Here is a 22425-nt window from a genome sequence, read left to right as displayed (position 1 = left end):
TTGGTGTGTGCGGAAATCTCGGTGCGGGAGCGACGCGCGACTAATGGTCGCCGCGCGCGGCGAGCTTCAGGTAGCGGTTGCCCGCGCGCTCGATCGCGATCGTGGTGTTCGGGCCGTGCCCGGGGAGCACCACGGTGTCGTCGTCCAGCGGGAGGATCTTGCGGCGCAGGCTGTCCCACATCGCCTCGTCGCTGCCGCCGGGCAGGTCGGTGCGGCCGATCGCGCCGCGGAAGAGCACGTCGCCGGTGAGCGCGTAGCGGGCCTCGTCGTCGTCGGTGCGGAACAGCACCGAGCCGGCGGTGTGGCCGGGGGCGTGGTCGACCCCGAAGCGCATCCCGGCGAGTTCGAACGTGCCGCCGTCGTCGAGGGTCTCCACGCGGTCGGGTTCGGTCCATTCGAGGCCGGTGCCGACCAGGGACATCATGGCTTGGCTGAAGCCCCTCGCGGGGTCTTCGAGCAGGTGCGCGTCGGCGGTGTGGATGAACGCGGGCACGTCGTTCGCGCCGCAGACGGGCGTCACCGAGTACGTGTGGTCGAGGTGGCCGTGGGTCAGGAGCACCGCGACGGGCTTGAGGCCGCGCTCGGCGAGCAGGTCCTCCAGGCGGGGTGCGATGCCGATGCCGGGGTCGACGACCACGCATTCGGATCCGGGACCGGCCGAGAGCACATGGCAGTTCGTGCCGAACGCATCGGCCACCAGCGTCTCGACGATCACCCGCTCCCCCTTCTTCGCCGGCTCAGGATACACCGGGCATCCTGCGGTGACGCGTCTGACTTGTCCCCGCTAAACTGCGGAACTCGTAACCCCTGAAATGAGCAATTCCGGTTTACGGCTCGCAAGCGAAGCCGAGACCGGTCATTCGTAGGAGGCCCGGTGCCCGCCAAGTCCAAGCACATGGAGCAGCGCAAGCAGCGCATCGCGAACGCGAAGAAGAACGCGCGGCTCGCGGGCAGGCTTCGCCGCCGCCGCAGGCTCCAGGCGCTGTCGGGACTCATCGTGATCGCCGCCGTGCTGACCCTCGCCTACCTGTGGCAGACCGGTTTCTTCGCGAGCGAGGAGCCGCCTCCCGAGGACCCGGCAGGCGAGATCACCGAGTCGCTCCCGGTCGAGGAGAGCCCGACCGAAGGCACCGAGGAGAGCCCCGTCGAGGAGCCCTCGGACGAAGCCGTTTCCGAGACCGAGTCCGAGTAAGCACCCCTTTACGCCTGAAGGAGACCCGACGGTGGCGTCGAAACAATCCCAGCGGCTGGCCGCTCGGCAGCAGTTGCAGCAGCGCATGGCCGCCAAGGCCGAGGAAGAGCAGCGCAGGCGCACCGTCCTGTGGAGCATCGGCGGCGTCGGCGCCCTCGTGGTCCTGGTGCTCGTCGCCTGGGGCGCGTTCTCGTTCTTCTCCTCCGACGAGGACACCGACGCGAACGACCCCGCGCTGGGCAAGATCCGCGAGTCCTCCGAGGCCGCGGCCGCTCGCTGCGCCGGGATCGAGCCCAGCGGCGAGGGCGAGACCGCCGAGGCCGTCGAGGGCCTCACCGACGGCCGCCCGGCCCAGGACGTGTACCTGGAGTGCTTCCAGATGACCGCCCCGGACACCTCGGGCGCGGCCACCTCGTGCATGTACACCTCGATGGACGGCACCAGCCCGATCCCGCAGCCCAAGCAGCCGATGCTGGGCACGCAGGAGATGACGATCGTGACCAACCTCGGGGTCATCACCGCCGACATCCTGACCGACGAGGCCCCGTGCACGGCCGGTTCGTTCACCTACCTCGCGGGCGAGGGCTACTTCGACGGCCAGCAGTGCCACCGCCTGACCACCGACGGGATCTGGGTACTCCAGTGCGGCGACCCCGACGCGCGCGGCGCGATCGAGGCCGGCACCCCCGAGATGGCCGGCGCGGGCTCCCCGGGCTACCAGTACAACGAGGAGAACCTGCCGGTCACGGCCGAGGGCAACTACCCGGCCGGGACCATCGCGATGGCGAACGCGGGCGCGGGCACCACCGGCAGCCAGTTCTTCATCGTCTACGAGGACACCTCGCTCCCGGCGAGCTACACCATCCTGGGCCACATCACCTCGGGCCTGGACATCGTCGAGCAGGTGGCGGCGGCCGGGGCGATGTAGCCCCGGCGCGCGACGGTGTGTGCTACGGCTCAGTGCGGTGCGGCTCGCCGTCGCTCCGCACGGGCCGGGGCGCCGCGAAGATAGGATGGGTGTCGAAGCTCCGGCCGTAATCGGGGCCGGACCCGCACTGATACCGAGGAGGGCTGCGTGGTGACCGAACGTGCCGCGACCGGCAAGACCGCTGACGCCGCGCCCACCTCGGGCGGCCCCACCGGGCCCCCGACCGGGCGGCGCATGAGGGCGCGCCTGGCCAGGTTCAACGCGCCGTGGCAGTCCTCGACGCTCCCCGAGGTCCTGGAACCGCTGGTGGCGGCCCACCGGGCCGCGCACCCCCGGGCCGACGTCAGGCTGCTCCAGCAGGCGTACACGCGGGCCGAGGAGCTGCACAACGGGCAGTTCCGCAAGTCCGGCGACCCCTACATCACCCACCCGCTCGCGGTGGCCTCGATCCTCGCCGAGCTCGGCATGGACACCAACACGCTCGTGGCCGCGCTCCTGCACGACACGGTCGAGGACACCGACTACGAGCTCGACGAGCTGGCCGAGGAGTTCGGCGGCGAGGTCAAGCTCCTGGTCGACGGTGTCACCAAGCTCGACAAGGTCAAGCTCGGCGACGCGGCCAAGGCCGAGACGATCCGCAAGATGGTCGTGGCGATGGCCAAGGACCCGCGGGTGCTCGTCATCAAGCTCGCCGACCGCCTCCACAACATGCGCACCCTGACGTTCCTGCCGCCCGAGAAGCAGGAGCAGAAGGCCCGCGAGACCTTGGAGATCCTCGCACCCCTGGCCCACCGCCTGGGCATGAACACCATCAAGTGGGAGCTGGAGGACCTGTCCTTCGCCACCCTGTACAAGAAGCGGTACGCCGAGATCGCCCGCTTGGTCTCCGAGCACTCCCCGCAGCGGGAGATGCTGCTCCAGCAGGTCGTGGCCCAGGTCAAGGACCACCTGAAGAACTCGCGCATCAAGGCCGAGGTCTCGGGGCGGCCCAAGCACCTGTACTCGATCTACCAGAAGATGATCGTGCGCGGCCGCGACTTCAACGACATCTACGACCTGGTGGGCCTGCGCATCCTGGTCGAGAACGAGCGGGACTGCTATGCGGCCCTCGGTGTGATCCACGCGAACTGGCAGCCGGTGCCGGGGCGCTTCAAGGACTACATCGCGATGCCCAAGTTCAACATGTACCAGTCGCTGCACACCACGGTGATCGGCCCGAACGGCAAGCCCGTCGAGATGCAGATCCGCACCTGGGCGATGCACCGCACCGCCGAGTACGGCATCGCCGCGCACTGGAAGTACAAGGAGACCAAGAACTCCACCGTCGCCGGGCCCCCCGCGCACATCGACGACATGGCGTGGCTGCGCCAGCTCCTCGACTGGCAGCGCGAGGCCGCCGATCCTTCGGAGTTCCTCGACGCGCTCCGGTTCGACCTGGCCTCCTCCGAGGCCTATGTGTTCACGCCCAAGGGCGACGTGATCGCGCTGCCCGCGGGCTCGACCCCGGTCGACTTCGCGTACGCCGTGCACACCGAGGTCGGCAAACGCTGCATCGGCGCTCAAGTCAACGGCAAGATCGTGCCGCTTGAGTCCACACTGTCCAACGGCGACGTGGTCGAGGTGTTCACCTCGAACTCCGAGAACGCCTCCCCCAGCGAGGACTGGCTCGGGTTCGTCAAGAGCCCCCGGGCGCGCACCAAGATCAAGCAGTACTTCAAGCGCGAACGCCGCGAAGAGGCCATCGAACAGGGCAAGGACGAGCTGACCCGGGCCATGCGCAAGCGGCGCCTGCCGTTGCAGCGCATGCTCACCCACGACAACCTCACCTCGCTCGCCAAGGACCTCAACCTCAAGGACGTCGAGGCGCTGTACGCGGCCCTGGGCGAGCACCACGTCTCGCCCTCCCAGGTCGTGCAGCGGCTCCTCGAAGTCCAGGGCGGCGCCGAAGGCGCCACCGAGGACATGGCCGAGGCCACCGCCCCGACCCAGCCGGCCCGGATCGTCCCCGAGGCCCACGGCGACATCCACGCGGCCGTCACCGTCGCGGGGATGGAAGAGGGCGAGATGCCGGTGCGGCTCGCCCACTGCTGCAACCCGATCCCCGGCGACGCGATCATCGGCTTCGCCACCAGGTACCACGTGATCTCGGTGCACCGCAGGGACTGCGAGAACGCCGAGGAGCGCATCGAGCTCCAGCCCGACCGGGTGCTCGAAGTCCAGTGGTCCCACACCGACGACCAGGCCACGTTCGTGGCCACCGTCCAGGTCGAGGCCCTCGACCGCCACCGGCTCCTCGCCGACGTGACGCAGGTGCTCTCGGGCGAGCGGGTCTCGATCCTCTCGGCCACCGTCACCACCACCAGGGACCGGGTCGCGCTGTCGCGCTTCACCTTCGAGATGGCCACCCCCGAGCACCTCGACCACATCGTGCGCGTGATCCGCAAGATCGACGGCGTGTACGACGCCTACCGCCTCACCGGCGCCGAACGCGACTGACCGCGCCCCGGTTAAGGTGTGACGGTCTCCCCCACCGCCGCATCAGGAAGCGTGATCATGACGGATCTCTCCGCCTTCACCGACGACGAACTCGCCGACATCTTGGCCGCCCCCAGGGCGGTGATGGAGGGCGCGATCTTCGCCGACGGCGAGACCAGCCCCATCGCGTTCCTCAAAGAGGTCACCGCCGGATCGAAGGTCTTCAAGGAGGCGCAGCGGCACGCCAACGGCTTCGTGCGCTCCGTGGCCCAGCGCCTGCGCCAGGACGCGAAGGAACCGAGCCCCGACGCGGGCCTGCCCGATCCAGAGGAAGCCATCGCCAAGGCCCTGGGCACGAGTGAGCGCGCGAGCGCGGCGCTGGCCGAACGCGGGAGCGCCGAGGACAGGGACGCGTATGTCGACTGGCTCCTGAAGATCGCCACGCGCGTCACCGAGGCCTCGAGCTCCAAGAAGGGCGGCTTCTTCAGCCGCAAGGTGGCCGTGACGGACGCCGAGCAGGAATTCCTCGACAGGCTGACAGCGGCCGCAGGGCGATAAGCGAGTCGGGCCCGCGCCCCTTTATGGGGCGCGGGCTTCGACGTGCGCGGAGCAGGCAACGGGCCGCCACTACGCGGGGCGGCGCATCCGCCGAACCCGAGCCGCCCGTGCAGGCTTCGTCGCGCGCCTGACCGTCCGCCACCGCTCGCGGCCCGGGCGCCTCGTCGTATTCGGTCCCTTCACCGCTTCCGCGCGGCCCTCGTGCCGCCGAGTTCGGGCCTGCGCATGGGCGCGCGGACCTCGGCGTCCCAGTCGATCGTGTGAGCGTGCTGCCAGGCGGTGCGTTCGGGAGTCGCGAAGCGGGACATGAAGAACGGCATGACCGCGTCGCGCACGCGTGCGGCGAGCGGGCCCGCGGCCTTCGACTGGTTGGTGCGCGCGGCCTCGGCGATGATGCGCTCGACCCGCACGCGGCGGCCCCGCTCGTAGGCCGTGAAGGCCGCTTCGACCGGCAGGTCCCGCAGGCAGCGCGCCAGCTCCACCGCCGACTCCGCCGCGAGGCTCGCCCCCTGGCCCGACGAAGGCGAGGTCGCGTGCGCGGCGTCGCCCACCAGAGCGATGCGGCCCTTCGACCACGAGGGCACGTGCGGCAGGTCTTCGAGCGGCGAGGCCGGGATGAACCCTTCGGGCCGCACATGGTCGAGCAGGTCAAGGGCCGGTCCCGCGTCGTCGGCGAACGCCGCCCGCAGGCGCTGCATCCATTCGTCGAAGCTATTGGCTCGCAACGCGTCCCGGTCGAGGCGCCGCTCGGGCAGGTTCGCGAACCAGGCGGTGCGCTCGCCATCGGCCAGGTACCCGAAGAAGGCCCGGCGGCCGAAGATCATGTGGAACGTCCCGTGCGTGTCCGGCACGGCCGGGCCCTCGACCCAGCCACCGAAGCCGATGAGCCCGGTGTAGCGCGGCTGCGGCCCCGAAGGCGCGATGACCCCGCGCACGGCCGAGCGGATGCCGTCGCAGCCGATGAGGAGGTCCGCTTCGGCCGTGGTGTGGTCGTCGAACGTGGCGATCACGCTGCGACCGGTGTCGACCGCGTCCACGAACCGCTTCCCGGTCACGACCTGGACCCCGGCCGAGGCGGCCTCGGCTTGCAGGAGTTCGGCGAGGCGCCCCCTCGGGAGCGTCACGTGCCCGGGCAGGTCCGGGTCGGTCTCGATGACCCCGAGGGTCTTGCCGGTACCGGAGTGGATCGCCATGCGCGGCGTGGGCAGGCCCTCCCCGGCCACGGCGGTGTCGGCGCCGACCACGCGCAGCGCGTTCAGGCCGTTCGCGGCCAGGCTCAGCGGCCCTCCCGCCGAACCGGTGCCGGGCGCATAGGCCTCGAAGACCCTGGCCTCGATCCCGGCCTTGCGCAGCGCCAGGGCGGCCACGGGCCCGGCGACGCCGCCGCCGATCACGAGGGCCGTGCGGGCCGGGGAGTCCGGTGCGGTGGAGCGGTGTGCGTTCATGAGGGCGAGGTTAAGGAGCGATCGGGCCGCTCCGCGTCATCCTCCGGTAGCGTTCGCGATTCGACCGGGGATGTACGGAGAAACCGCCGCAGCACCGGCGGACGGCCCCTATATTGAACTCGACTCACGCAAGGAGGGGTGCAACGTGGGAGACCAAGACAAGTTCAACGAGATCAAGAACAAGGTCTCGGACAGCGCCGGCGACGCCAAGGACAAGGCCGAGGAGCTGTACAACAAGGCCAAGGAATCGCCCGTGGGCGAGAAGCTCGACGACTTCGCCGACTCCGCCAAGGAGAAGGCCAAGGACGTCCTGGGCAAGTTCAAGGGCGACAAGGGCGCGTAAACACTCCGGCTCCCGATGAGCCACCAGCACGCGGCGGCGGGCGGACCAAAGGTCCGCCCGCCGCTTCGTGTCCGTCTTACTAACGCCTTCTGCGCTGCCTTCTGGAGGCGTTCGAGCGGGCCGCTCCCGAGGGCCGGGCCGCGCCGCCGGAGCGGGCGGGGGTCGGCTCGTCGAGGAGCTCCAGCGGGATGTCGTCGGTCTTGGCGAGCTCGAAGTCGTCGTCATCGTCGTCGTCGGAGGCGGACTTGGCCGGGCCGCCGGTCTCGTCCTCGCGGCGCTTGGCCTCGACCTTCTTGTTGTGGCGCTTGACGGCGGCACTGCGCTCGGCCATGTCGACCACCCAGGGGGCGGCCAGGAAGATCGAGGAGTACGCGCCCACGACCATGCCGACGAACAGCACGAGCGCGAGGTCCTTCAAGGTGCCGACCCCGAGGACGCCGACGCCGACGAACAGCAGCGCCGCCACCGGCAGGACGCCGATGAGGGAGGTGTTGATCGAGCGCATCAGCGTCTGGTTGATGGCGTCGTTGACGCCTTCGGCGAAGGACTTGGAGCGGGTCTTGAGCAGCTGCGCCGTGTTCTCCTGGACCTTGTCGAAGACCACGACGGTGTCGTAGATCGAGTAGCCGAGGATGGTGAGCGCGCCGACGATCGTCGAGGGCGTGATCTCGAAGCCGACCAGTGAGTAGATGCCCGCGGTCAGCACGATGTCGTGGACCAGCGAACCGAGCGCGGCCACGGCCATGCGCTTCTCGTACCGGATCCAGATGAACGCCGAGACGAGCACCAGGAACACCACGAGCGCCACGAGGGCCTGCCTGGACACCGCCTGACCCCAGGTCGCCGAGACTTCGGAGACCGAGATCTCGGTGGGGTCCATGCCGGCGACGTCGGCCATCGCCTCGCGCACGTCGGCCGAGGTCGAGCCGTCGAGTTCGGCGACGCGAATGATGTAGTTCCGGCCCTCGCCGGTGCCGGCGATCTGCCCGGAGTCCACTTCGGCTCCGGCGTCGGAAGCGGCGTTCTCGACGTCTTCGAGCGTCGCCGAGGTGGTCGCGGCCGGCACGCTGTACTGGGTGCCGCCGGCGAAGTCGATGCCGAGGACGAAGCCCTTGGCGATCATGATGACCGCGAAGATCCCGAGCACGATCGCGGAGGCGAGGTAGAACCGCTTGCGGTGCTTGACGAACTGGAAGTCGGTCTCACCGCGGTAGAGCTGGCTGAGGACGCCGGGGCGCTTGGGGGTCTGCTTGGTGCTCATCGATCCTCAGCCTTTCGCGGTCGCGTCGGCGGTAAGCGGGACGGACTTCTTGGTGTGCAGCCCGGAGAGGGCGGGGTTGTTGAGGATCTTCCCGCGCGAGAGCCATGCGGCGATCGGGTGGGTGAACAGGAAGACGATCATGACGTCGACGATCGTGGAGAAGCCCAGCACGAACGCGAAGGCCCGGACCGGCCCGATGGCCAGCATGTACAGGACGACCGCGGAGATCATCGAGATGGCGTTCGCCGAGATGATCGTGCGGCGCGCCCGCACCCAGGCCCGGGGGATCGCCGAGCGGGCCGAGCGGCCCCCTGCCATCTCCTCCTTTATTCGTTCGAAGAAGATGATGAACGAGTCGGCCGTGATGCCGATCGAGACCACGAAGCCCGCGACGCCCGCGAGCGTCAGCGTCATGCCCATCTGGGACCCCAGGAGCGAGATCGCCGGCCACAGGACGCCGGTGGCGACGATGAGGCTGCCGAGGACCACCAGGCCGAGGAGGCGGTAGTAGACCATCGAGTACAGGAACACCAGCACCAGACCCAGGAGCATGGCGAGCATGCCCGCTTCGAGCTGGTCCACGCCGAGCGTCGCAGTGACCGCGTCGACGGTCTCGACCACGAACGTGGTCGGCAGCGAACCGAAGTTCAGCTGGTCGGAGAGCTGGTTGGCCTCGGCGGCGGAGAAGTCGCCGGAGATCTGGGTGGAGTTGGTCGACACTTCTTGGATCGTGGGGTCGGAGACGACCTCGTTGTCGAGGACGATCGCGACCTGGGACCCGAGACCCTGGGTGGTCAGCTCGCTCCAGCGCTTGGCGCCGTCGGCGGTGAACTGGACGTTGACCACGAACCGGTTGAGGTTGGCCTGGTCGGTGCCGGTGTCGGCCTTGGACACGTCCGAGCCGAGCACGGTGGCCGGCTGGAGGAGGTACTTGTACTGGAACGTCAGCGAGGGGTCGTCGGCCATCGCGGGCTCGGGGGCCTTGCAGGCGGTGACCTGGATGTCCGGCTGCTGGACCGCGCCGGGCGGGCGCTGGTCGAGCTGCTCGCAGGTGACCTGCGGGACGTAGAACTGGACGGTGGCCGGCAGGAGCGAGACCTCGACGGGGGTGAGGTCGCCGAACGGCTCGAACAGGGCCGCGGTGGCCTCGTCGGGGGCTGCGGTGAGGGCCTGGGCCGCGGCGGCGGCCTCGGGGCCGACCTTGGTCCACACGTCGTCGAGGGTCACCGACTCGTCGTCGGTGGCGGGGGCCTGGCCGTTGCCGGTGCCCTCGTCCTCGGCAGTGGTGTCCTCGGTGGCGGGGTCCTCGGTCGCGGTGTCCTCGTCGGCGGGGGTCTCGCCCTCTTCGGCGGCGGGGTCTTCGGAGGCGTCCTCGGCGGGCTCCTCGGCGTCCGGGTCGATCGGGTCCTCCTCGCCGAGGGCGTCGGCGAGCGCGGAGGTGTCGGCGACGTAGTCGGCCACGAGGCGGAAGCGCAGTTCGGCGGGGGCGCCGATGTCGCGGAGGGCGGCTTCGTCGATGTCGTCGCCCGCGACATTGACGATGATGTTCTCGCTGCCCTCGACGAAGACCTCGGGTTCGGAGACGCCGGTCGAGTCGACGCGGCTCTCGATGATCTGGCGGGCCTGCTCCATGGTCTCGGCGGAGGGGGCCTCGTCGCTGCCCTGCTGGTAGGCGGAGAGCGTCATCGACAGCCCGCCCTGCAGGTCGAGACCGAGCTTCGGCGTCGGGAACTTCCATCCGGCGCCGGCCAGCGCCGAGACCCACAGAACGATGAGCACCAGGCTCAGCGCCACGAAGTAGGGGGCTACCGGCATCCGCTTGCGCTGGATCTTCTTCCGTGGGCGGTCAGCGCCCGTTACTGAAGCCAATGGTCGGTCTCTTCCTCAGAACTCGGATAGGGGCGTGCGCCGGGGGCGAGGCGGTGCGCGGTCCACTGCGGGCGCGCGGGTGGGGCCGACGCGGCGGGTTCCGACCGGGGCGCTCGCGGTGGAGCGCTCCGACCGGAGAGTGGTCTCGCACACGTACCCTCGGCGCGGCTCATTCTAGGACGGGTGCCGCAAACGCGGACCGGCGGATCAGGCGGTGTCCACGAGGGCCGCCTAGTACTCCTTGCGGTCCTGCTTGCCGGAGTGCTTGTCCTTGGTCTCCTCGGCGGACTCGTCGGCCTCGGCGCCGCGGAGCTTGTCGAGGTCGTCGTCGGAGAGCGTGGCCTCTTCCTCGGTGACGTCGGCTTCGGTCTCGGCGGGGGTGACGACCTTGGCGACGGCCTGGCGGGCGAAGACGAGGAAGGTCTCGTCGCTGGCTTCGAGGGTGACGGTCTCGTCGTCGGCGTCGACCACGGTGCCGTAGAGGCCGCCGATGGTCATGACGCGGGCACCGGGGGCGACCGTGTTCTGCATGTCCTGCTGTTCCCGCTGGCGCTTCTTCTGCGGGCGGATCATCACGAAGTACATGAGGGCGATGAAGCCCACGATCATGATGATGAACATGAAGTTCGAGCCGCCGGCGGCTTCCTGAGCGAGGACGTCTGCGGTTGCAAGCACGATGGTGCCTTTCGTAGTGGTTGGTCACTTGAGGGTGACGTGGGCGGAGTCTATCCCGCGGGCGGTGACAACCCCGTCGCCACCTGCGTCCACCCTACGCGTCCTTCATCCGAACAGCCCGTCGGCGCTCGGCGGAGTCAGGCCCAGGTGCTCCCAGGCCGCGGCGGTGGCGACGCGGCCTCGGGGGGTGCGGGCCAGGAGTCCGGCGCGGACGAGGAACGGTTCGCAGACCTCTTCGACGGTGTCGGGCTGTTCGCCGACGGCCACGGCGATGGTGGTCAGTCCCACCGGGCCGCCGTTGAAGGTGCCGGTGAGGGCCCGCAGGACGGCGCGGTCGAGGCGGTCGAGGCCGAGCTCGTCCACGTCGTAGAGGGCGAGGGCCTCGGCGGCGACCTTCGCGTCGATCGTGCCGTCGGCGCGGACTTGGGCGAAGTCGCGGACGCGGCGCAGGAGGCGGTTGGCGATGCGGGGCGTGCCCCTGCTGCGTCCGGCGATCTCGGCGGCCCCGGCCGGGGTCACGGCCACGTCGAGGATGCCCGCGGAGCGGGTGACGATGGCTTCGAGTTCGGGTCCGGCGTAGAACTCCAGTTGCCCGAGGAACCCGAAGCGGTCGCGGAGCGGCCCGGTGAGGAGTCCGGCGCGGGTGGTGGCGCCGACGAGGGTGAACGGTTCGAGTTCGAGCGGGATGGCGGTTGCGCCGGGGCCCTTGCCGACGATGACGTCGACGCGGAAGTCCTCCATGGCGGTGTAGAGGAGTTCTTCGGCGGGGCGGGCGATGCGGTGGATCTCGTCGATGAAGAGGACTTCGTTCGGGCCGAGGCTGGTGAGGATCGCGGCGAGGTCGCCGGAGCGCTCGATGGCCGGGCCGGAGGTCTGGCGCAGGGACACGCCGAGTTCGGCGGCCACGATCATGGCCAGGGTGGTCTTGCCGAGGCCGGGCGGGCCGGACAGGAGCAGGTGGTCGGGCGAGGAGCCGCGGCGGCGGGCGCCTTCGAGGAGGAGGCTGATCTGCTCGCGCACGCGGGTCTGGCCGATGACGTCGTCGAGCTTGCCGGGGCGGATGCCCTCTTCGGCGAGGCGGTCGAGTTCGGTGGCCTCGGCGGCGGTGAGGGCGGCGTCCCACTCGTCGGGGCTGACGCCGGTCTCGGCGGTGAAGTCGTCGGGGCGGTCCATCGGCTATCGCCTCCCGAGGAGTCGGATGGCCTGCTTGAGGAGGGTGGGCACGTCGGTGCCGTCGGCCCCTTCGGCGTCGAGCTTCTCGATGGCGGTCTCGGCTTCCTTCGCGGACCAGCCGAGGGCCTGGAGGCCCTGGCTGACCTGGGTGCGCCAGCCGCCGGGGCGACCGCCGGCCTGTTTGGGGACGCCTTCGAGGCCTGCGGGCCCGACCTTGTCGGCGAGGTCGAGGACGATGCGCTCGGCGCTCTTCTTGCCCACGCCGGGGATGCGCGAGAGCGTGGCGGTGTCGCCGGTGGCGATGGCGTGGCGGATGACCTCGGGGCGCAGGGCTTCGATGGCGTCGCGGGCGATGCGCGGGCCGATCTTCTGGGCGTTCTGGAGCAGCTCGAACAGGTCGCGTTCCTCAGCGGTGTTGAAGCCGTGCAGGGTGATCGAGTCCTCGCGCACGATCGTGGAGATCGCGAGCACGGTCTGGGAGCCGAGTTTGAGGTTGGCGAGGGTGTGGGCCCCGGCGTGCACGGCGTAGCCGACCCCGTTGACGTCGACGACCGCGTAGGACTCGCCTACGGCGGCGATGGTGCCGGTGAGCTGGGCGATCATCGGGCGCTCCTCCTGTGCTGCGGGCCGCCCGCGCGCGCGGCGGCCTCGGCGATGCGGGCCTTGACGCCGCCGCGCCACAGGTGGCACACGGCGATGGCCAGCGCGTCGGCCGCGTCGGCGGGTTTGGGGGCCTCCTTGAGGCGGAGGATGCGGGTGACCATGGCGGTGACCTGGCGCTTGTCGGCGGTGCCGTTGCCGCAGATCGCGGCTTTGGCCTCGGAGGGGGTGTAGGTCGCGGTGGGCAGGCCGAGGCGTGCGGCGGCGAGGAGGGCGATGCCGGAGGCCTGGGCGGTGCCGATGACACTGGCCACATTGTGCTGTGCGAAGACCCGCTCGACGGCGACGGTCTCGGGCCGGTGGGTCTCCAGCAGGTCGCGCAGTCCGTTGTCGAGGGCGAGGAGCCGGTCGGCAAGGGGCGCTTCGGGATCGGTGCGGACCACCTCGACGGCGACCATCGTCCCGGGGGCCCCGGGGCGTCCGTCGACGACCCCGACCCCGCATCGGGTCAGGCCCGGGTCGATCCCCATGACGCGCACGCGTTCCTCCTGTCGCTCGGTTCGCGTCAGCTTATCCGCCCGGTCTGACGTACGCCGCTCAAGCGGCGCCCGCGCCGCCTGTCCGGTGCCTGAGATCGGACTGGTGTCCTTGCCCATAAATCACTTGCCGGTCGGCTAGTCGCATGGTTACGTAGAGCACGGCCGAAGGCACCGCTGTCGACTCCCATCATCGGCGAACGAGGCGAAGCGGTCCCGGCCTCCCGCCGTACTCTCCGCAATTCTCTGGTTGGACTCACTGTGTCTGCTGCTGCATTCATGCCGCCCGTGGCCGCCGACGGCCACTCCCGCCGATTCATCGCCACGATGGTCTTCGTGCTCGGCGCCCTTTCGGCGACCGCTCCGATCGCCATCGACGTCTACCTTCCGGCCTTCCCCGCGATGGCCGACGCGCTCGGCACCCCCGAGAGCCGCATCCAGCTCACGCTCACCGCGATGATGGTCGGCCTCGCGATCGGCCAGGCCGTCGTCGGCCCGCTCTCCGACCGCTTCGGACGCCGCAAGCCGCTGCTGCTGGGCATGGCCACGTTCACCGTGGTCTCGATCCTGTGCGCGGTCGCGACCAGCGCCGACCTGCTCATCGCCCTGCGCTTCGTGCAGGGCCTGTCGGGCGCGGCGGGCGTCGTGGTGGCCCGCGCGGTCATCCGCGACCACTTCGCTGGCGACGACATGACCCGCTTCACCGCCAAGATGATGTTCGTGACGATGCTGGCCCCGATGCTCGGCCCGGTCGTCGGCGCGCAGCTCATCCGGCTCGGTCCCTGGCCGTTGATCTTCTTCTTCATGGCGTTCCTGTCGGCGCTGTCGACGTTCCTGGTGTGGAAGTTCCTGCCCGAAAGCCTCCCGGCCGAGGAGCGCCGGTCGATGACCGCGCGCGAGTTCGGGTCCGCGCTGTCGACACTGGTGCGCGACGCGCACTTCATGGCACCCACGATCGCGGTCATCTTGAACTTCGCAATGCTGTTCACGTACGTGTCGACGTTCAGCTTCATCTCGCAGAACGAACTCGGGGCCTCCCCTGGGTTCTACTCGCTGATCTTCGCGGTGGGCACGCTGGCGCTGCTGGTGGGCAACCAGGCGAACATGCTCGCGATCAACCGGTCGACCCCGGAGCGGCGCATGATCGTCGGCATGGCGATCTCGCTGGCCGGGGTGGCCTGGCTCGCCGGGGTGCAGTTCGCCGACGCGGCGAACCTGTGGACGGTCCCGGCCGGGATCTGCACGATGATGCTCGGCTGTGGCGTCGTGTTCCCGAACGCGGGCGCGGCGGCGATGTCCTCGCAGCCGCCCCAAATCGCGGGCACGGCTTCGGCGTTCATGGGCTCGGTGCAGATGGCGGCGGGCGGGATCCTTCCCGCGCTGGCGACCATCGGCGGCGTGACGCTCGCGAACATGACCTTGGGCGTGGGCGTCAACGCCGCGGCGACGGCGGCGGCGATCGTGTGGACGATCGTGGTGTACCGCAAGTCACCCCAGCCCGTCGCGTAACCATCCGGCGCACGAGTCGTTCTACATGTCGGCGACCTGTTCCCCACTCACGTGGGGATGAGCCGGTATGGACGAAGGCGGAGATCTCCGACGCTGTTTGCTCCCCGCTACCGCGGGGCTGTCCGTCCACCACAAAGCGAAGGGCTCGGAGCGTAATACGCTCCGAGCCCTTTTCGCTGGTCTTACTCTTCGTCGAGCTTCGCGAAGATTTCGTCGCTTATGTCCGCATTTGTCCAAACATTTTGGACCTCGTCGCTGTCTTCCAGCGCGTCCACAACCCTCAGGACCTTCCGCGCGCCTTCCACGTCGACCTCGATGTGGGTCGAGGCCTGGAAGCCCGCTTCCGCCGAGTCGTAGTCGATCCCGGCGTCCTGCAACGCGGTGCGGACCGCGACCAAGTCCGTGGGTTCGCACAGGACCTCGAAGCCGCCTTCGCCGAGGTCGTTGACCTCGTCGGCTCCGGCGTCGAGGACCGCCATGAGGATGTCGTCCTCGGTCAGCTCCGCGTTCGGGGACACGATGATCGTGCCCTTGCGGGAGAACATGTAGCCGACGCTGCCCGCCTCGCCGAGCGAGCCGCCGTTGCGGGTGAGCGCCACCCGGACCTCGGCAGCGGCGCGGTTGCGGTTGTCGGTCAGGCACTCGATGAGCACCGCCACGCCGCCGGGTGCGTAGCCTTCGTACATGAGGGTCTCGTAGTCGACGCCGCCGCCATCGAGGCCGCCGCCGCGCTTGACCGCGCGGTCGATGTTGTCGTTGGGGACCGAGCTCTTCTTGGCCTTCTGGATCGCGTCGAAGAGCGTCGGGTTGCCCGCCGGGTCAGGACCACCGGTACGGGCCGCGACCTCGATGTTCTTGATCAGCTTCGCGAAGATCTTGCCTCGCTTGGCGTCGATCGCGGCCTTCTTGTGCTTGGTCGTCGCCCACTTGGAGTGACCGCTCATACCGGCGTTCCTCGTTCCTCTTACTCGACCGGTCCGGCTTCTGCGCCTCGGACCATCTCCACGAAGTACTCGTGCACCCGCGCATCTGCGGTCACCTCCGGGTGGAAGGAGGTGGCCAGGCAGGCGCCCGCACGTACGGCGACGATCCTACCGCCCGGCCCCTCGCCCGAACCGCCACCGCTGTCGACCCGACCCAGGACCGCCACGCCCTCGCCGATCCGCTCGACCCACGGGGCCCGGATGAACACGGCCCGGAACGGGCCCCCGGCCACCCCGTCGAGCCCGATCTCGGTCTCGAACGAATCCACCTGGCGACCGAACGCGTTGCGGCGCACCGTCATCGGAATCACCCCGAACGAGCGCTGGTCGGGCCGCCCGTCGAGCACCTCCTCGGCCAGGAGGATCATGCCCGCGCAGGACCCGAACGCGGGCATCCCCGCGTCGAGGCGCTTTCGCACCGGCTCGAACAGGTCGAACACGTCCAGGAGCTTGCTCATCGTGGTGGACTCGCCGCCGGGGATCACCAGGCCGTCGACCGCATCCAGCTCCGAGGCACGGCGCACCGGCACCGCGCGGGCTCCGGCGGCCTCCAGGGCGCGCATGTGGTCGACCACGTCGCCTTGCAGCGCGAGCACGCCGATCTGGGGCACTGGCATCAGAGAACTCCAAAGAAAGTGAAAGTGTCGGGTCACTCAAGGGTAATTCCGTCGCAGCGGCCCGCCTACCTGGCCGATCGGCCTGTGACCGGAACCGGACCGAACACGGCCGGGAGGCGGGGATCCGTTAAAGTCTGCGATCGAAGCAACACCCCTTGACTGCCCGGGAGTAAGTACAGATGGCCAAGACCTCGAAGCGGAACCCGATGCCCCGCGCCGTCCGCGCCGGACGCAACACGATGTGGCTCGAAGCGGCCATCGCGCTGGCCACCGGCGGCCTCATCGTGCTGCTGCACCACACCGAACGCGACTTCGTGCCGCCCGCCGCCGAGCACGACGTCTACCGCGCCGCGGTCGGACTCGGCGGCCTCGCGCTGTTCTTGGTCCTCGCCTCGATCCTGCTGCGCTTCCAGTGGCGCATCCTGTGGGTCCTGGTCCTGCTCGTGCAGGTCGCCGCCCTGGCGGGACTGGGGTGGCTGCTGTTCACCGGCGGGCTCTACTGGGCGCTGTGCCTCGGCCTCGCCATCGTGCCGATTATCATCTTGGGAACGCTTACCGAACGCTTCGCCCGCCGGTGGTTCAACCACTAGGCGGCCGATCCCCCGCCTGAGAGGCCCGCCATGCTCCCGCAACCGAACTTCGGCCCCGACAGAGGTCCGGCTTCCGCAGACGAACCGGACCCCGACGCGAAGCCCCGCAAGCTGTTCCGCTTGCAGGTCGCGATGTGGGTCGTGGTGGTCAGCGCCGTGCTCGCGGGCAACATCCTGGTGTGGGGGACGCTCACGCAGCGCAACGCCAGCCGCGCGGACCTGTTCGAACTGTTCTCCGGCGACGAGCGGTTCGACGACCCCGGCAAGGCCGCCGACGAGGCGTACGCGGTCTACCAGAGCACGAACTTCCTGGTGTCGAACCTGGTGGCCGCGGGGATCGTCATCATCGCCGCGATCATCGCGGCGATGTGCATCATCCGGTTCAAGACCCGGATCAAGTCCACGCGCTGGTGGGCCGTCGCCTCGGTGGCGATCCTGTTCGTGGTCGGCATGCTCATGTCGGTGCAGCTCGGCCTGCTGGTGGCCCCGTGGGTGCTCGGCGCGGTGCTGGCCCTGTGGTGGCTGTTCTCCTCGGAGATCAGGTTCTGGCTCAACCAGAGCTACACCAAGGCCGAGAAGGCCTGAGGCCTCACTCCTCGGCGTCCTGGCCGTATTTGAGGATGTAGTCGATGAAGGCCGCCCGCGCCAGCGGCTCGGCCGCGCCCCACTCCCCCTTCGTGGCCTCGCGCCACATCCCGGTGAGGTCGTCGATCGCCACCCCGATCTCGGCCACGTCGGGGTCGAGGTCCTCCGCTTCGAGCGCGGTCGGGGTGTGCCGGAACAGGTCGATGAAGAACCGCCAGTCGCGGCGCCCGCGCGCCAGCGCGAAGGCGCGGTGCTGGAGGTCGGCGGTGGGGTACTGGTCGAGATCGCTCGCGTTCATGCGTTCAGCCTAGGTGTGTCGGAGCCTGATCGGGCCCCTTCGGGTCCTTAGGATCGGCTGCATGAAGCAGTTCGCCGCAGGCGCGGCCATTGTGGGCGCCGCCGCACTCGTAGCACTGGGTTCCACACCCGCCCAAGCGAAGCCGGTCCCGGTCGAACCCGGGTTCGGCGGCCAGGGGATCGTTCACCTGGAGGTCGAGCACGGGGACGGCTCGGTAGATTCGGCCGCGCTGCTGTGCCCGTCGGGGATCGGCCACGACCGGGGCCTGGAGGCCTGCGGGCAGCTCGCCGAGGCGGGCGGGGACTTCGACGCTCTGGCGGCCGGGGACGGGTTCTGCACCAAGCAGTACGACCCGGTCACGCTGCGGGCCTTCGGGTTCTGGGACGGGCGCCTCGTGCACTACGAGCGCGAGTTCGGAAACCACTGCATGGGCTTGAACGCGACCGGGGCGGTCTTCGACTACTCCTGATCCGAACGCGACGAAGGGCCCGGACACGATGCGTCCGGGCCCTTCTCGGTGTCTACCAGCCGCGCTTGGCGAGCTTCTGCTCCTCGGGGAGCGTGTCGACGTTGAGGCCGACCATGGCCTCGCCGAGGCCGCGGGAGACTTCGGCGATGACCTTCGGGTCGTCGTGGAAGGCGGTGGCCTTGACGATCGCGGCGGCGCGCTTGGCCGGGTCGCCGGACTTGAAGATGCCCGAGCCGACGAACACGCCTTCGGCGCCGAGCTGCATCATCATCGCGGCGTCGGCGGGGGTGGCGATGCCGCCGGCGGTGAAGAGCACCACCGGGAGCTTGCCGAGCCGGGCGACCTCGGCGACGAGTTCGTAGGGGGCGCGCAGTTCCTTGGCGGCCGCGTAGAGCTCGGTCGAGTCGAGGGTGGTGAGGCGGCCGATGTCCTGGCGGATCTGGCGCATGTGGCGGGTGGCCTCGACCACGTTGCCGGTGCCGGCCTCGCCCTTGGAGCGGATCATGGCCGCGCCTTCGGCGATGCGGCGCAGGGCCTCGCCGAGGTTGGTCGCGCCGCACACGAACGGCACGTTGTACTGCCACTTGTCGATGTGGTTGGCCTCGTCGGCGGGGGTGAGGACCTCGGACTCGTCGACGTAGTCGACGCCGAGGGACTCCAGGACCGCGGCCTCGGTGAAGTGGCCGATGCGGGCCTTGGCCATGACCGGGATCGACACGGCCTCGATGATGCCGTCGATCATGTCGGGGTCGGACATGCGCGAGACGCCGCCCTCGGCGCGGATGTCGGCGGGGACGCGTTCGAGCGCCATGACCGCGACGGCCCCGGCGTCCTCGGCGATCTTCGCCTGCTCGGGGGTGACGACGTCCATGATGACGCCGCCTTTCAGCATGTCGGCCATGCCGCGCTTGACGCGGGCGGTCCCGACCTCGGCCTCGGTCTTCTGGGTCTCTGACACGATCACGGGCTCCATCTGAGGTAGTACGTCGCGGTCTCGGCCGACCCGCGGTGGGCGGGCGCGGCCGTGGACGGGCGCAAGGCCCGAACAGGGGTGATCTGACCTGGCCGATTCTACGCCGCGACCGGTCTCACAAGCCCCTTGATACAAACCGGTGCCGCCTCGTCACTGCACCGGGTCGTCGATGTCCCAGTACGCCGGGCGCGGGAGGCGGTGGTGCAGGCGCAGGATAACCGAGACGGGCAGGGAACGGGAGGCCACGGCGTCGCGCACGAAGTCGGTGTGAATCTGGCGGGCGAGCGCGACGCGGCGGTTGGCCGAGTCGAGGTCCTCGGTCCACACCGGGTCGGCGGCGAGTTCGCGCAGGGCGTGGGTGAGGTCGTTCTCGGCGTATTCGCGCAGCTCCCTCTGGCGCTGGGTGTCGGCGGGGACGGCCACGACCGAGAGGGCGAGGGCCACGACCTCTTCGAAGCCGGGGTTGCCGACGAAGCGCAGGACGGTCTCGGCGCGGTCGTCGAGTTTGGCCAGGAGGGCGCTCTCGGCGGCGCGGGCGCGGCGATGGAGGCGTTCGACGCGGGTGACCGTCCACGTCGCGTACGCGCCGAGGACGGCGACGATCCCCACGAGCACAGCCAACCACCACATCCGGATCATCGTACGGGCATACGGGGGCCTGGAGTGCCCGGGCGGGGGCGTCAGTGGTGCTCGGTGCCCGCCTCGATGGCGGCCCGGTAGACCTCCAGGAGGCGGGCGGCGACCTCGGGCCAGTCGAAGCGTTTGACCCATTCGTTCGCGTGGTCGACGTAGGCGGCGCGCAGGTCCTCGTGGTCGAGCAGGAGGGCGGCCTTGGCGGCGAGGTCGTCGGCGTCGCCCACGGCGAAGAGCTCTCCAGCGGCGCCGTCGTCGAGGACGGCGCTGAACGCCTCGATGTCGCTGGCCAGGACGCAGGTCCCGGCGGCCATGGCCTCGGTGAGGATCATGCCGAAGGACTCGCCGCCGGTGTTGGGGGCGACGTAGAGGTCGACACCGGCGAGCATGGAGGCCTTCTCCTCGTCGGAGACGGCGCCGAGGAAGCGGATGCGCGAGGCGACGCCCGGGTCGAGTCCGGCCACGGCGGCCTCGGGGTCGCCGCGACCGACGACGAGGAGGTGCAGGTCGGGGCGGTCGGCGGCGAGGCGGGCAAAGGCCTCGCGGAGGATCGGGAAGCCTTTGCGGGCTTCCGAGTAGCGGCCCATGAAGCCGATCGTGGGGCCGTCGGGTTTGTCGGCGAGTGGGGCGGCCTTGCGGTAGAAGGCCACGGGGACGCCGTTGGGGATCTCGACGGCGCCGCCGCCGAGGTGCTCGACCTGGACTTTGCGGGCGTAGGGGCTGACGGCGATGCGCGCGGAGAGGTTCTCCAGGACCAGTTGGGCCATGTGCTTGCCCGCGGCGAGCATCCGGGAGCGGGTCATCGCGGTGTGGAAGGTGGCCACCACGGGGCAGCGGGCGTTGAGGACGGCGAGGCACGAGAGGCTCGGGGTGAGCGGTTCGTGCACGTGGATGACGTCGAAGCGGCCTTCGTTGCACCATTTGCGCACGCGGGCGGCCGAGCGGGGGCCGAACGCGAGGCGGGCGATGGACCCGTTGTAGGGCACGGCGACAGCCTTGCCGCCGGGGACGACGAAGTCGGGCAGACCTTCGGTCTCGGTGGCGGGGGCCAGCACGGACACGTCGTGACCGGCGTCGATGAGGGTCTCGGCCAGGTCGCGGATGTGGAACTGGACGCCGCCGGGGACGTCGAACGAGTACGGGCTGACGATCCCGATCCGCAGGTCGCCCATGTCAGGCCGACCGCTCGGGGGCCCGGGTCCGCTCGAAGTCGGCGGTCCAGAACCGCTGGAGCATGTGCCAGTCGGCCGGGTGGGCGCGGATGCCGGCCTCGAAGGCCGAGGCCACGCGCTGCGTGGTGAGCGCGACGCGGTCCCGCAAGGGCCCGGTGCCGGTGTCGACCGGGCCGGTGATGTGGCAGACGGCGCGGTCGTGCTCGTAGTGGATGTTCGCGGTGAACAGCTCGACGCGGTTGCGGATGGCCAGGAGCGCCGGACCGGAGGGGAACGTGGTGGACTCGCCGAAGAACTCGACCTCGGTGCCGCCCTTGGCGAGGTCGCGGTCGGCGACCAGGGCGACCACGTGGCCGTCGTCGAGTGCTTCGCCTAGGGCCGCTTGGGGATTGCGGTCGCCGCCGGAGGTCGGGATGATGCGCATGCCAAGCGATTCGCGGAACTCCAGGAAGCGCCGGAACACGCCTTCGGGCTTGAGGCGCTCGGCGACGGTGGTGAGCGGGTCGCCTGCGATCTGGGGGACCCAGGCCCCGGCGAAGTCCCAGTTCCCGCAGTGCGGCAGGGCCACGATCGAGCCCAGGCCCTGTTGGGCGCGTTCGTGGACGGGCTCGTAGCCGTGCATCTCGAACTTGCTCGCGATGGTCGCGGTGCTCATGGACGGGAGGCGGAAGGCCTCGACCCAATAACGGGCGTACGAGCGCATCGAGGCGCGCATGAGCGCGTCGTCGGGCTCGGTCCCTACGACGCGGGTGAGGTTGCGGCGCAGCTGCTGCACGCCGCGGCCGTTCTTCCTCACGGCGCGGTCGGCGAAGCGGCGGCTGAGCGCGTAGGCGGCCGACTCCGGGAGGAGCCGCACGCCGCGCCAGGCGGCCAGGTAGGCCAGCTCGGTGAGGCGTTCATGCATCGACGTGCTCCTCCGCGGCCGCGAGCGAGGCGTGCGCGGCGATGAGCCGCTGGACGACGGTGATGGTGGCGAGCAGGGCCAACAGGCCCATGCCGACCTCCATGGCCCAGGGCACGGTGAAGACCTCGGCGAGGACGGCGAGCCCGGCGATGATCAGGCGTTCGGGGCGCTCGGCGATCCCCACGTTGCACTCGCCGCCGAGGCTCTCGGTGCGGGCCTTGATGTAGGAGACGACCTGGGAGGCGATGAGCGCGGACAGGGCCAGCGCGCAACCGAGGAAGCGGTCCTCGGTGAGCAGCCAGTAGCCGAGTCCGGCGAGCATCGCGCCGTCGGCGACGCGGTCGCAGGTGGAGTCGAGGAGTGCGCCGAAGCGGCTGGTGGTGCCCTTGACGCGGGCGATCGCGCCGTCGAGCATGTCGGTGAGCACGGACAGGCCCACCACGATGAGCCCGGCGAGCAGGTGGCCCTGCGAGAGCAGGGTCAGGGAGGCGGCCACGACGATCGCGGTGCCGGCGACGGTGACGGCGTTGGCGGAGACGCCGACGCGGATGAGGGCCCTCGCGACGGCGTCGACGTACCGGCGTACGCCCGCTCGGCCGGAGGTCCGAAGGAACTTCGCCATGATCTCCTGGTTTCT

Annotated in this window: 25 protein-coding genes; 9 read left to right on the top strand and 16 right to left on the bottom strand. The window is 70.0% G+C overall.

Features of this window, described 5'->3' with window-relative positions:
- Positions 1-40: 40 nt before the first annotated feature.
- Complete coding sequence (locus tag AB0B28_RS00800; protein ID WP_360114833.1) at positions 41-715, bottom strand: MBL fold metallo-hydrolase; 675 nt, start codon at positions 713-715, stop codon at positions 41-43.
- Positions 716-874: 159 nt separating this feature from the next.
- Here AB0B28_RS00800 and AB0B28_RS00795 point away from each other — a divergent pair, with 159 nt between their 5' ends.
- The 4 genes from AB0B28_RS00795 to AB0B28_RS00780 all read left to right on the top strand — a co-directional run bounded on the left by AB0B28_RS00795 (position 875) and on the right by AB0B28_RS00780 (position 5153).
- Positions 875-1192 carry a hypothetical protein gene (locus tag AB0B28_RS00795; protein ID WP_360114229.1) on the top strand — a complete coding sequence of 106 codons (318 nt, stop codon included), beginning with the start codon at positions 875-877 and terminating at the stop codon, positions 1190-1192.
- 31 nt (positions 1193-1223) lie between these two features.
- On the top strand, positions 1224-2120 hold the full coding sequence (locus AB0B28_RS00790; RefSeq protein WP_360114226.1) for a peptidylprolyl isomerase: 897 nt from the start codon (positions 1224-1226) through the stop codon (positions 2118-2120).
- A 147-nt stretch (positions 2121-2267) separates the two neighbouring features.
- Complete coding sequence (locus tag AB0B28_RS00785; protein ID WP_360114223.1) at positions 2268-4616, top strand: bifunctional (p)ppGpp synthetase/guanosine-3',5'-bis(diphosphate) 3'-pyrophosphohydrolase; 2349 nt, start codon at positions 2268-2270, stop codon at positions 4614-4616.
- 57 nt (positions 4617-4673) lie between these two features.
- Positions 4674-5153 (top strand): hypothetical protein, encoded by a 480-nt coding sequence (locus tag AB0B28_RS00780; protein ID WP_360114220.1) that lies wholly within the window; start codon positions 4674-4676, stop codon positions 5151-5153.
- Between the two features lie 179 nt (positions 5154-5332).
- On the opposite strand, the gene AB0B28_RS00775 is transcribed toward AB0B28_RS00780, so the two are convergent.
- Positions 5333-6598 (bottom strand): FAD-dependent monooxygenase, encoded by a 1266-nt coding sequence (locus AB0B28_RS00775; RefSeq protein WP_360114217.1) that lies wholly within the window; start codon positions 6596-6598, stop codon positions 5333-5335.
- A gap of 145 nt (positions 6599-6743) precedes the next feature.
- Between AB0B28_RS00775 and AB0B28_RS00770 the strand changes: the two genes are divergently transcribed.
- Positions 6744-6941, top strand: coding sequence for a YtxH domain-containing protein (locus tag AB0B28_RS00770; protein WP_360114214.1), 198 nt, complete (start codon positions 6744-6746; stop codon positions 6939-6941).
- A gap of 79 nt (positions 6942-7020) precedes the next feature.
- Here the strand turns inward: AB0B28_RS00770 and secF are convergent, their stop codons facing one another.
- The 6 genes from secF to ruvC form a co-directional block, all read right to left on the bottom strand.
- Complete coding sequence (secF, locus tag AB0B28_RS00765; protein ID WP_360114211.1) at positions 7021-8202, bottom strand: protein translocase subunit SecF; 1182 nt, start codon at positions 8200-8202, stop codon at positions 7021-7023.
- A 6-nt stretch (positions 8203-8208) separates the two neighbouring features.
- Positions 8209-10017 carry a protein translocase subunit SecD gene (gene secD / locus AB0B28_RS00760; protein WP_360114208.1) on the bottom strand — a complete coding sequence of 603 codons (1809 nt, stop codon included), beginning with the start codon at positions 10015-10017 and terminating at the stop codon, positions 8209-8211.
- Positions 10018-10302: 285 nt separating this feature from the next.
- Entirely contained in the window at positions 10303-10746 is a 444-nt protein-coding gene (gene yajC / locus AB0B28_RS00755; RefSeq protein ID WP_360114205.1) for a preprotein translocase subunit YajC, read from the bottom strand.
- Between the two features lie 105 nt (positions 10747-10851).
- Positions 10852-11919, bottom strand: coding sequence for a Holliday junction branch migration DNA helicase RuvB (gene ruvB / locus AB0B28_RS00750; protein ID WP_360114202.1), 1068 nt, complete (start codon positions 11917-11919; stop codon positions 10852-10854).
- A 3-nt stretch (positions 11920-11922) separates the two neighbouring features.
- Positions 11923-12522, bottom strand: a complete 600-nt coding sequence (ruvA, locus tag AB0B28_RS00745) for a Holliday junction branch migration protein RuvA (RefSeq protein ID WP_360114199.1) — start codon at positions 12520-12522, stop codon at positions 11923-11925.
- Positions 12519-13058: a crossover junction endodeoxyribonuclease RuvC gene (gene ruvC / locus AB0B28_RS00740; RefSeq protein ID WP_360114196.1), complete on the bottom strand. Its 540-nt coding sequence runs from the start codon at positions 13056-13058 to the stop codon at positions 12519-12521. Before ruvC ends, ruvA begins: the two co-directional genes overlap by 4 nt.
- A gap of 258 nt (positions 13059-13316) precedes the next feature.
- Between ruvC and AB0B28_RS00735 the strand changes: the two genes are divergently transcribed.
- On the top strand, positions 13317-14564 hold the full coding sequence (locus AB0B28_RS00735) for a multidrug effflux MFS transporter (RefSeq protein WP_360114193.1): 1248 nt from the start codon (positions 13317-13319) through the stop codon (positions 14562-14564).
- Between the two features lie 182 nt (positions 14565-14746).
- Here the strand turns inward: AB0B28_RS00735 and AB0B28_RS00730 are convergent, their stop codons facing one another.
- Together AB0B28_RS00730 and pdxT are read right to left on the bottom strand one after the other, a co-directional pair.
- Positions 14747-15508: a YebC/PmpR family DNA-binding transcriptional regulator gene (locus tag AB0B28_RS00730; RefSeq protein WP_360114190.1), complete on the bottom strand. Its 762-nt coding sequence runs from the start codon at positions 15506-15508 to the stop codon at positions 14747-14749.
- 20 nt (positions 15509-15528) lie between these two features.
- Positions 15529-16164 carry a pyridoxal 5'-phosphate synthase glutaminase subunit PdxT gene (gene pdxT, locus AB0B28_RS00725; RefSeq protein WP_360114187.1) on the bottom strand — a complete coding sequence of 212 codons (636 nt, stop codon included), beginning with the start codon at positions 16162-16164 and terminating at the stop codon, positions 15529-15531.
- 179 nt (positions 16165-16343) lie between these two features.
- On the opposite strand from pdxT, the gene AB0B28_RS00720 reads away from it, so the two are divergent.
- Positions 16344-16754 (top strand): hypothetical protein, encoded by a 411-nt coding sequence (locus AB0B28_RS00720; RefSeq protein ID WP_360114184.1) that lies wholly within the window; start codon positions 16344-16346, stop codon positions 16752-16754.
- Between the two features lie 30 nt (positions 16755-16784).
- On the top strand, positions 16785-17339 hold the full coding sequence (locus AB0B28_RS00715; RefSeq protein WP_360114181.1) for a hypothetical protein: 555 nt from the start codon (positions 16785-16787) through the stop codon (positions 17337-17339).
- A 4-nt stretch (positions 17340-17343) separates the two neighbouring features.
- Here the strand turns inward: AB0B28_RS00715 and AB0B28_RS00710 are convergent, their stop codons facing one another.
- A complete protein-coding gene (locus tag AB0B28_RS00710; RefSeq protein WP_360114178.1) occupies positions 17344-17637 on the bottom strand; it encodes a hypothetical protein in 294 nt (97 codons plus the stop codon).
- A gap of 61 nt (positions 17638-17698) precedes the next feature.
- Here AB0B28_RS00710 and AB0B28_RS00705 point away from each other — a divergent pair, with 61 nt between their 5' ends.
- Positions 17699-18106 (top strand): SSI family serine proteinase inhibitor, encoded by a 408-nt coding sequence (locus tag AB0B28_RS00705; protein WP_360114175.1) that lies wholly within the window; start codon positions 17699-17701, stop codon positions 18104-18106.
- Positions 18107-18158: 52 nt separating this feature from the next.
- Here the strand turns inward: AB0B28_RS00705 and pdxS are convergent, their stop codons facing one another.
- The 5 genes from pdxS to pgsA all read right to left on the bottom strand — a co-directional run bounded on the left by pdxS (position 18159) and on the right by pgsA (position 22410).
- A complete protein-coding gene (gene pdxS / locus AB0B28_RS00700) occupies positions 18159-19079 on the bottom strand; it encodes a pyridoxal 5'-phosphate synthase lyase subunit PdxS (RefSeq protein WP_360114172.1) in 921 nt (306 codons plus the stop codon).
- A 150-nt stretch (positions 19080-19229) separates the two neighbouring features.
- On the bottom strand, positions 19230-19709 hold the full coding sequence (locus AB0B28_RS00695; protein ID WP_360114169.1) for a hypothetical protein: 480 nt from the start codon (positions 19707-19709) through the stop codon (positions 19230-19232).
- 50 nt (positions 19710-19759) lie between these two features.
- Complete coding sequence (locus tag AB0B28_RS00690; protein ID WP_360114830.1) at positions 19760-20875, bottom strand: glycosyltransferase family 4 protein; 1116 nt, start codon at positions 20873-20875, stop codon at positions 19760-19762.
- 10 nt (positions 20876-20885) lie between these two features.
- A complete protein-coding gene (locus tag AB0B28_RS00685) occupies positions 20886-21788 on the bottom strand; it encodes a phosphatidylinositol mannoside acyltransferase (RefSeq protein ID WP_360114166.1) in 903 nt (300 codons plus the stop codon).
- Positions 21781-22410 carry a phosphatidylinositol phosphate synthase gene (pgsA, locus tag AB0B28_RS00680; protein ID WP_360114163.1) on the bottom strand — a complete coding sequence of 210 codons (630 nt, stop codon included), beginning with the start codon at positions 22408-22410 and terminating at the stop codon, positions 21781-21783. The genes AB0B28_RS00685 and pgsA overlap by 8 nt, the downstream gene beginning before the upstream one ends.
- Between the last annotated feature and the right edge of the window lie 15 nt (positions 22411-22425).

The organism is Glycomyces sp. NPDC046736 (genome assembly GCF_040645615.1).
GTDB lineage: Bacteria > Actinomycetota > Actinomycetes > Mycobacteriales > Micromonosporaceae > Glycomyces.
The sequence above is the reverse complement of the archived record's forward strand: the minus strand, read 5'-3'. Positions and strand labels throughout refer to the sequence as shown.

Bases quoted from the DNA above. Each gene is read 5' to 3' on its own strand.
- AB0B28_RS00720 (WP_360114184.1), top strand. From the start codon at position 16,344: ATGGCCAAGACCTCGAAGCGGAACCCGATGCCCCGCGCCGTCCGCGCC.
- ruvB (WP_360114202.1), bottom strand. From the start codon at position 11,919: ATGGACCGCCCCGACGACTTCACCGCCGAGACCGGCGTCAGCCCCGAC.
- AB0B28_RS00780 (WP_360114220.1), top strand. From the start codon at position 4,674: ATGACGGATCTCTCCGCCTTCACCGACGACGAACTCGCCGACATCTTG.
- AB0B28_RS00775 (WP_360114217.1), bottom strand. From the start codon at position 6,598: ATGAACGCACACCGCTCCACCGCACCGGACTCCCCGGCCCGCACGGCC.
- pdxT (WP_360114187.1), bottom strand. From the start codon at position 16,164: ATGCCAGTGCCCCAGATCGGCGTGCTCGCGCTGCAAGGCGACGTGGTC.
- secD (WP_360114208.1), bottom strand. From the start codon at position 10,017: ATGCCGGTAGCCCCCTACTTCGTGGCGCTGAGCCTGGTGCTCATCGTT.
- ruvA (WP_360114199.1), bottom strand. From the start codon at position 12,522: ATGATCGCCCAGCTCACCGGCACCATCGCCGCCGTAGGCGAGTCCTAC.
- AB0B28_RS00685 (WP_360114166.1), bottom strand. From the start codon at position 21,788: ATGCATGAACGCCTCACCGAGCTGGCCTACCTGGCCGCCTGGCGCGGC.
- AB0B28_RS00715 (WP_360114181.1), top strand. From the start codon at position 16,785: ATGCTCCCGCAACCGAACTTCGGCCCCGACAGAGGTCCGGCTTCCGCA.
- pgsA (WP_360114163.1), bottom strand. From the start codon at position 22,410: ATGGCGAAGTTCCTTCGGACCTCCGGCCGAGCGGGCGTACGCCGGTAC.
- AB0B28_RS00695 (WP_360114169.1), bottom strand. From the start codon at position 19,709: ATGTGGTGGTTGGCTGTGCTCGTGGGGATCGTCGCCGTCCTCGGCGCG.
- secF (WP_360114211.1), bottom strand. From the start codon at position 8,202: ATGAGCACCAAGCAGACCCCCAAGCGCCCCGGCGTCCTCAGCCAGCTC.
- AB0B28_RS00730 (WP_360114190.1), bottom strand. From the start codon at position 15,508: ATGAGCGGTCACTCCAAGTGGGCGACGACCAAGCACAAGAAGGCCGCG.
- AB0B28_RS00710 (WP_360114178.1), bottom strand. From the start codon at position 17,637: ATGAACGCGAGCGATCTCGACCAGTACCCCACCGCCGACCTCCAGCAC.
- pdxS (WP_360114172.1), bottom strand. From the start codon at position 19,079: ATGGAGCCCGTGATCGTGTCAGAGACCCAGAAGACCGAGGCCGAGGTC.
- AB0B28_RS00705 (WP_360114175.1), top strand. From the start codon at position 17,699: ATGAAGCAGTTCGCCGCAGGCGCGGCCATTGTGGGCGCCGCCGCACTC.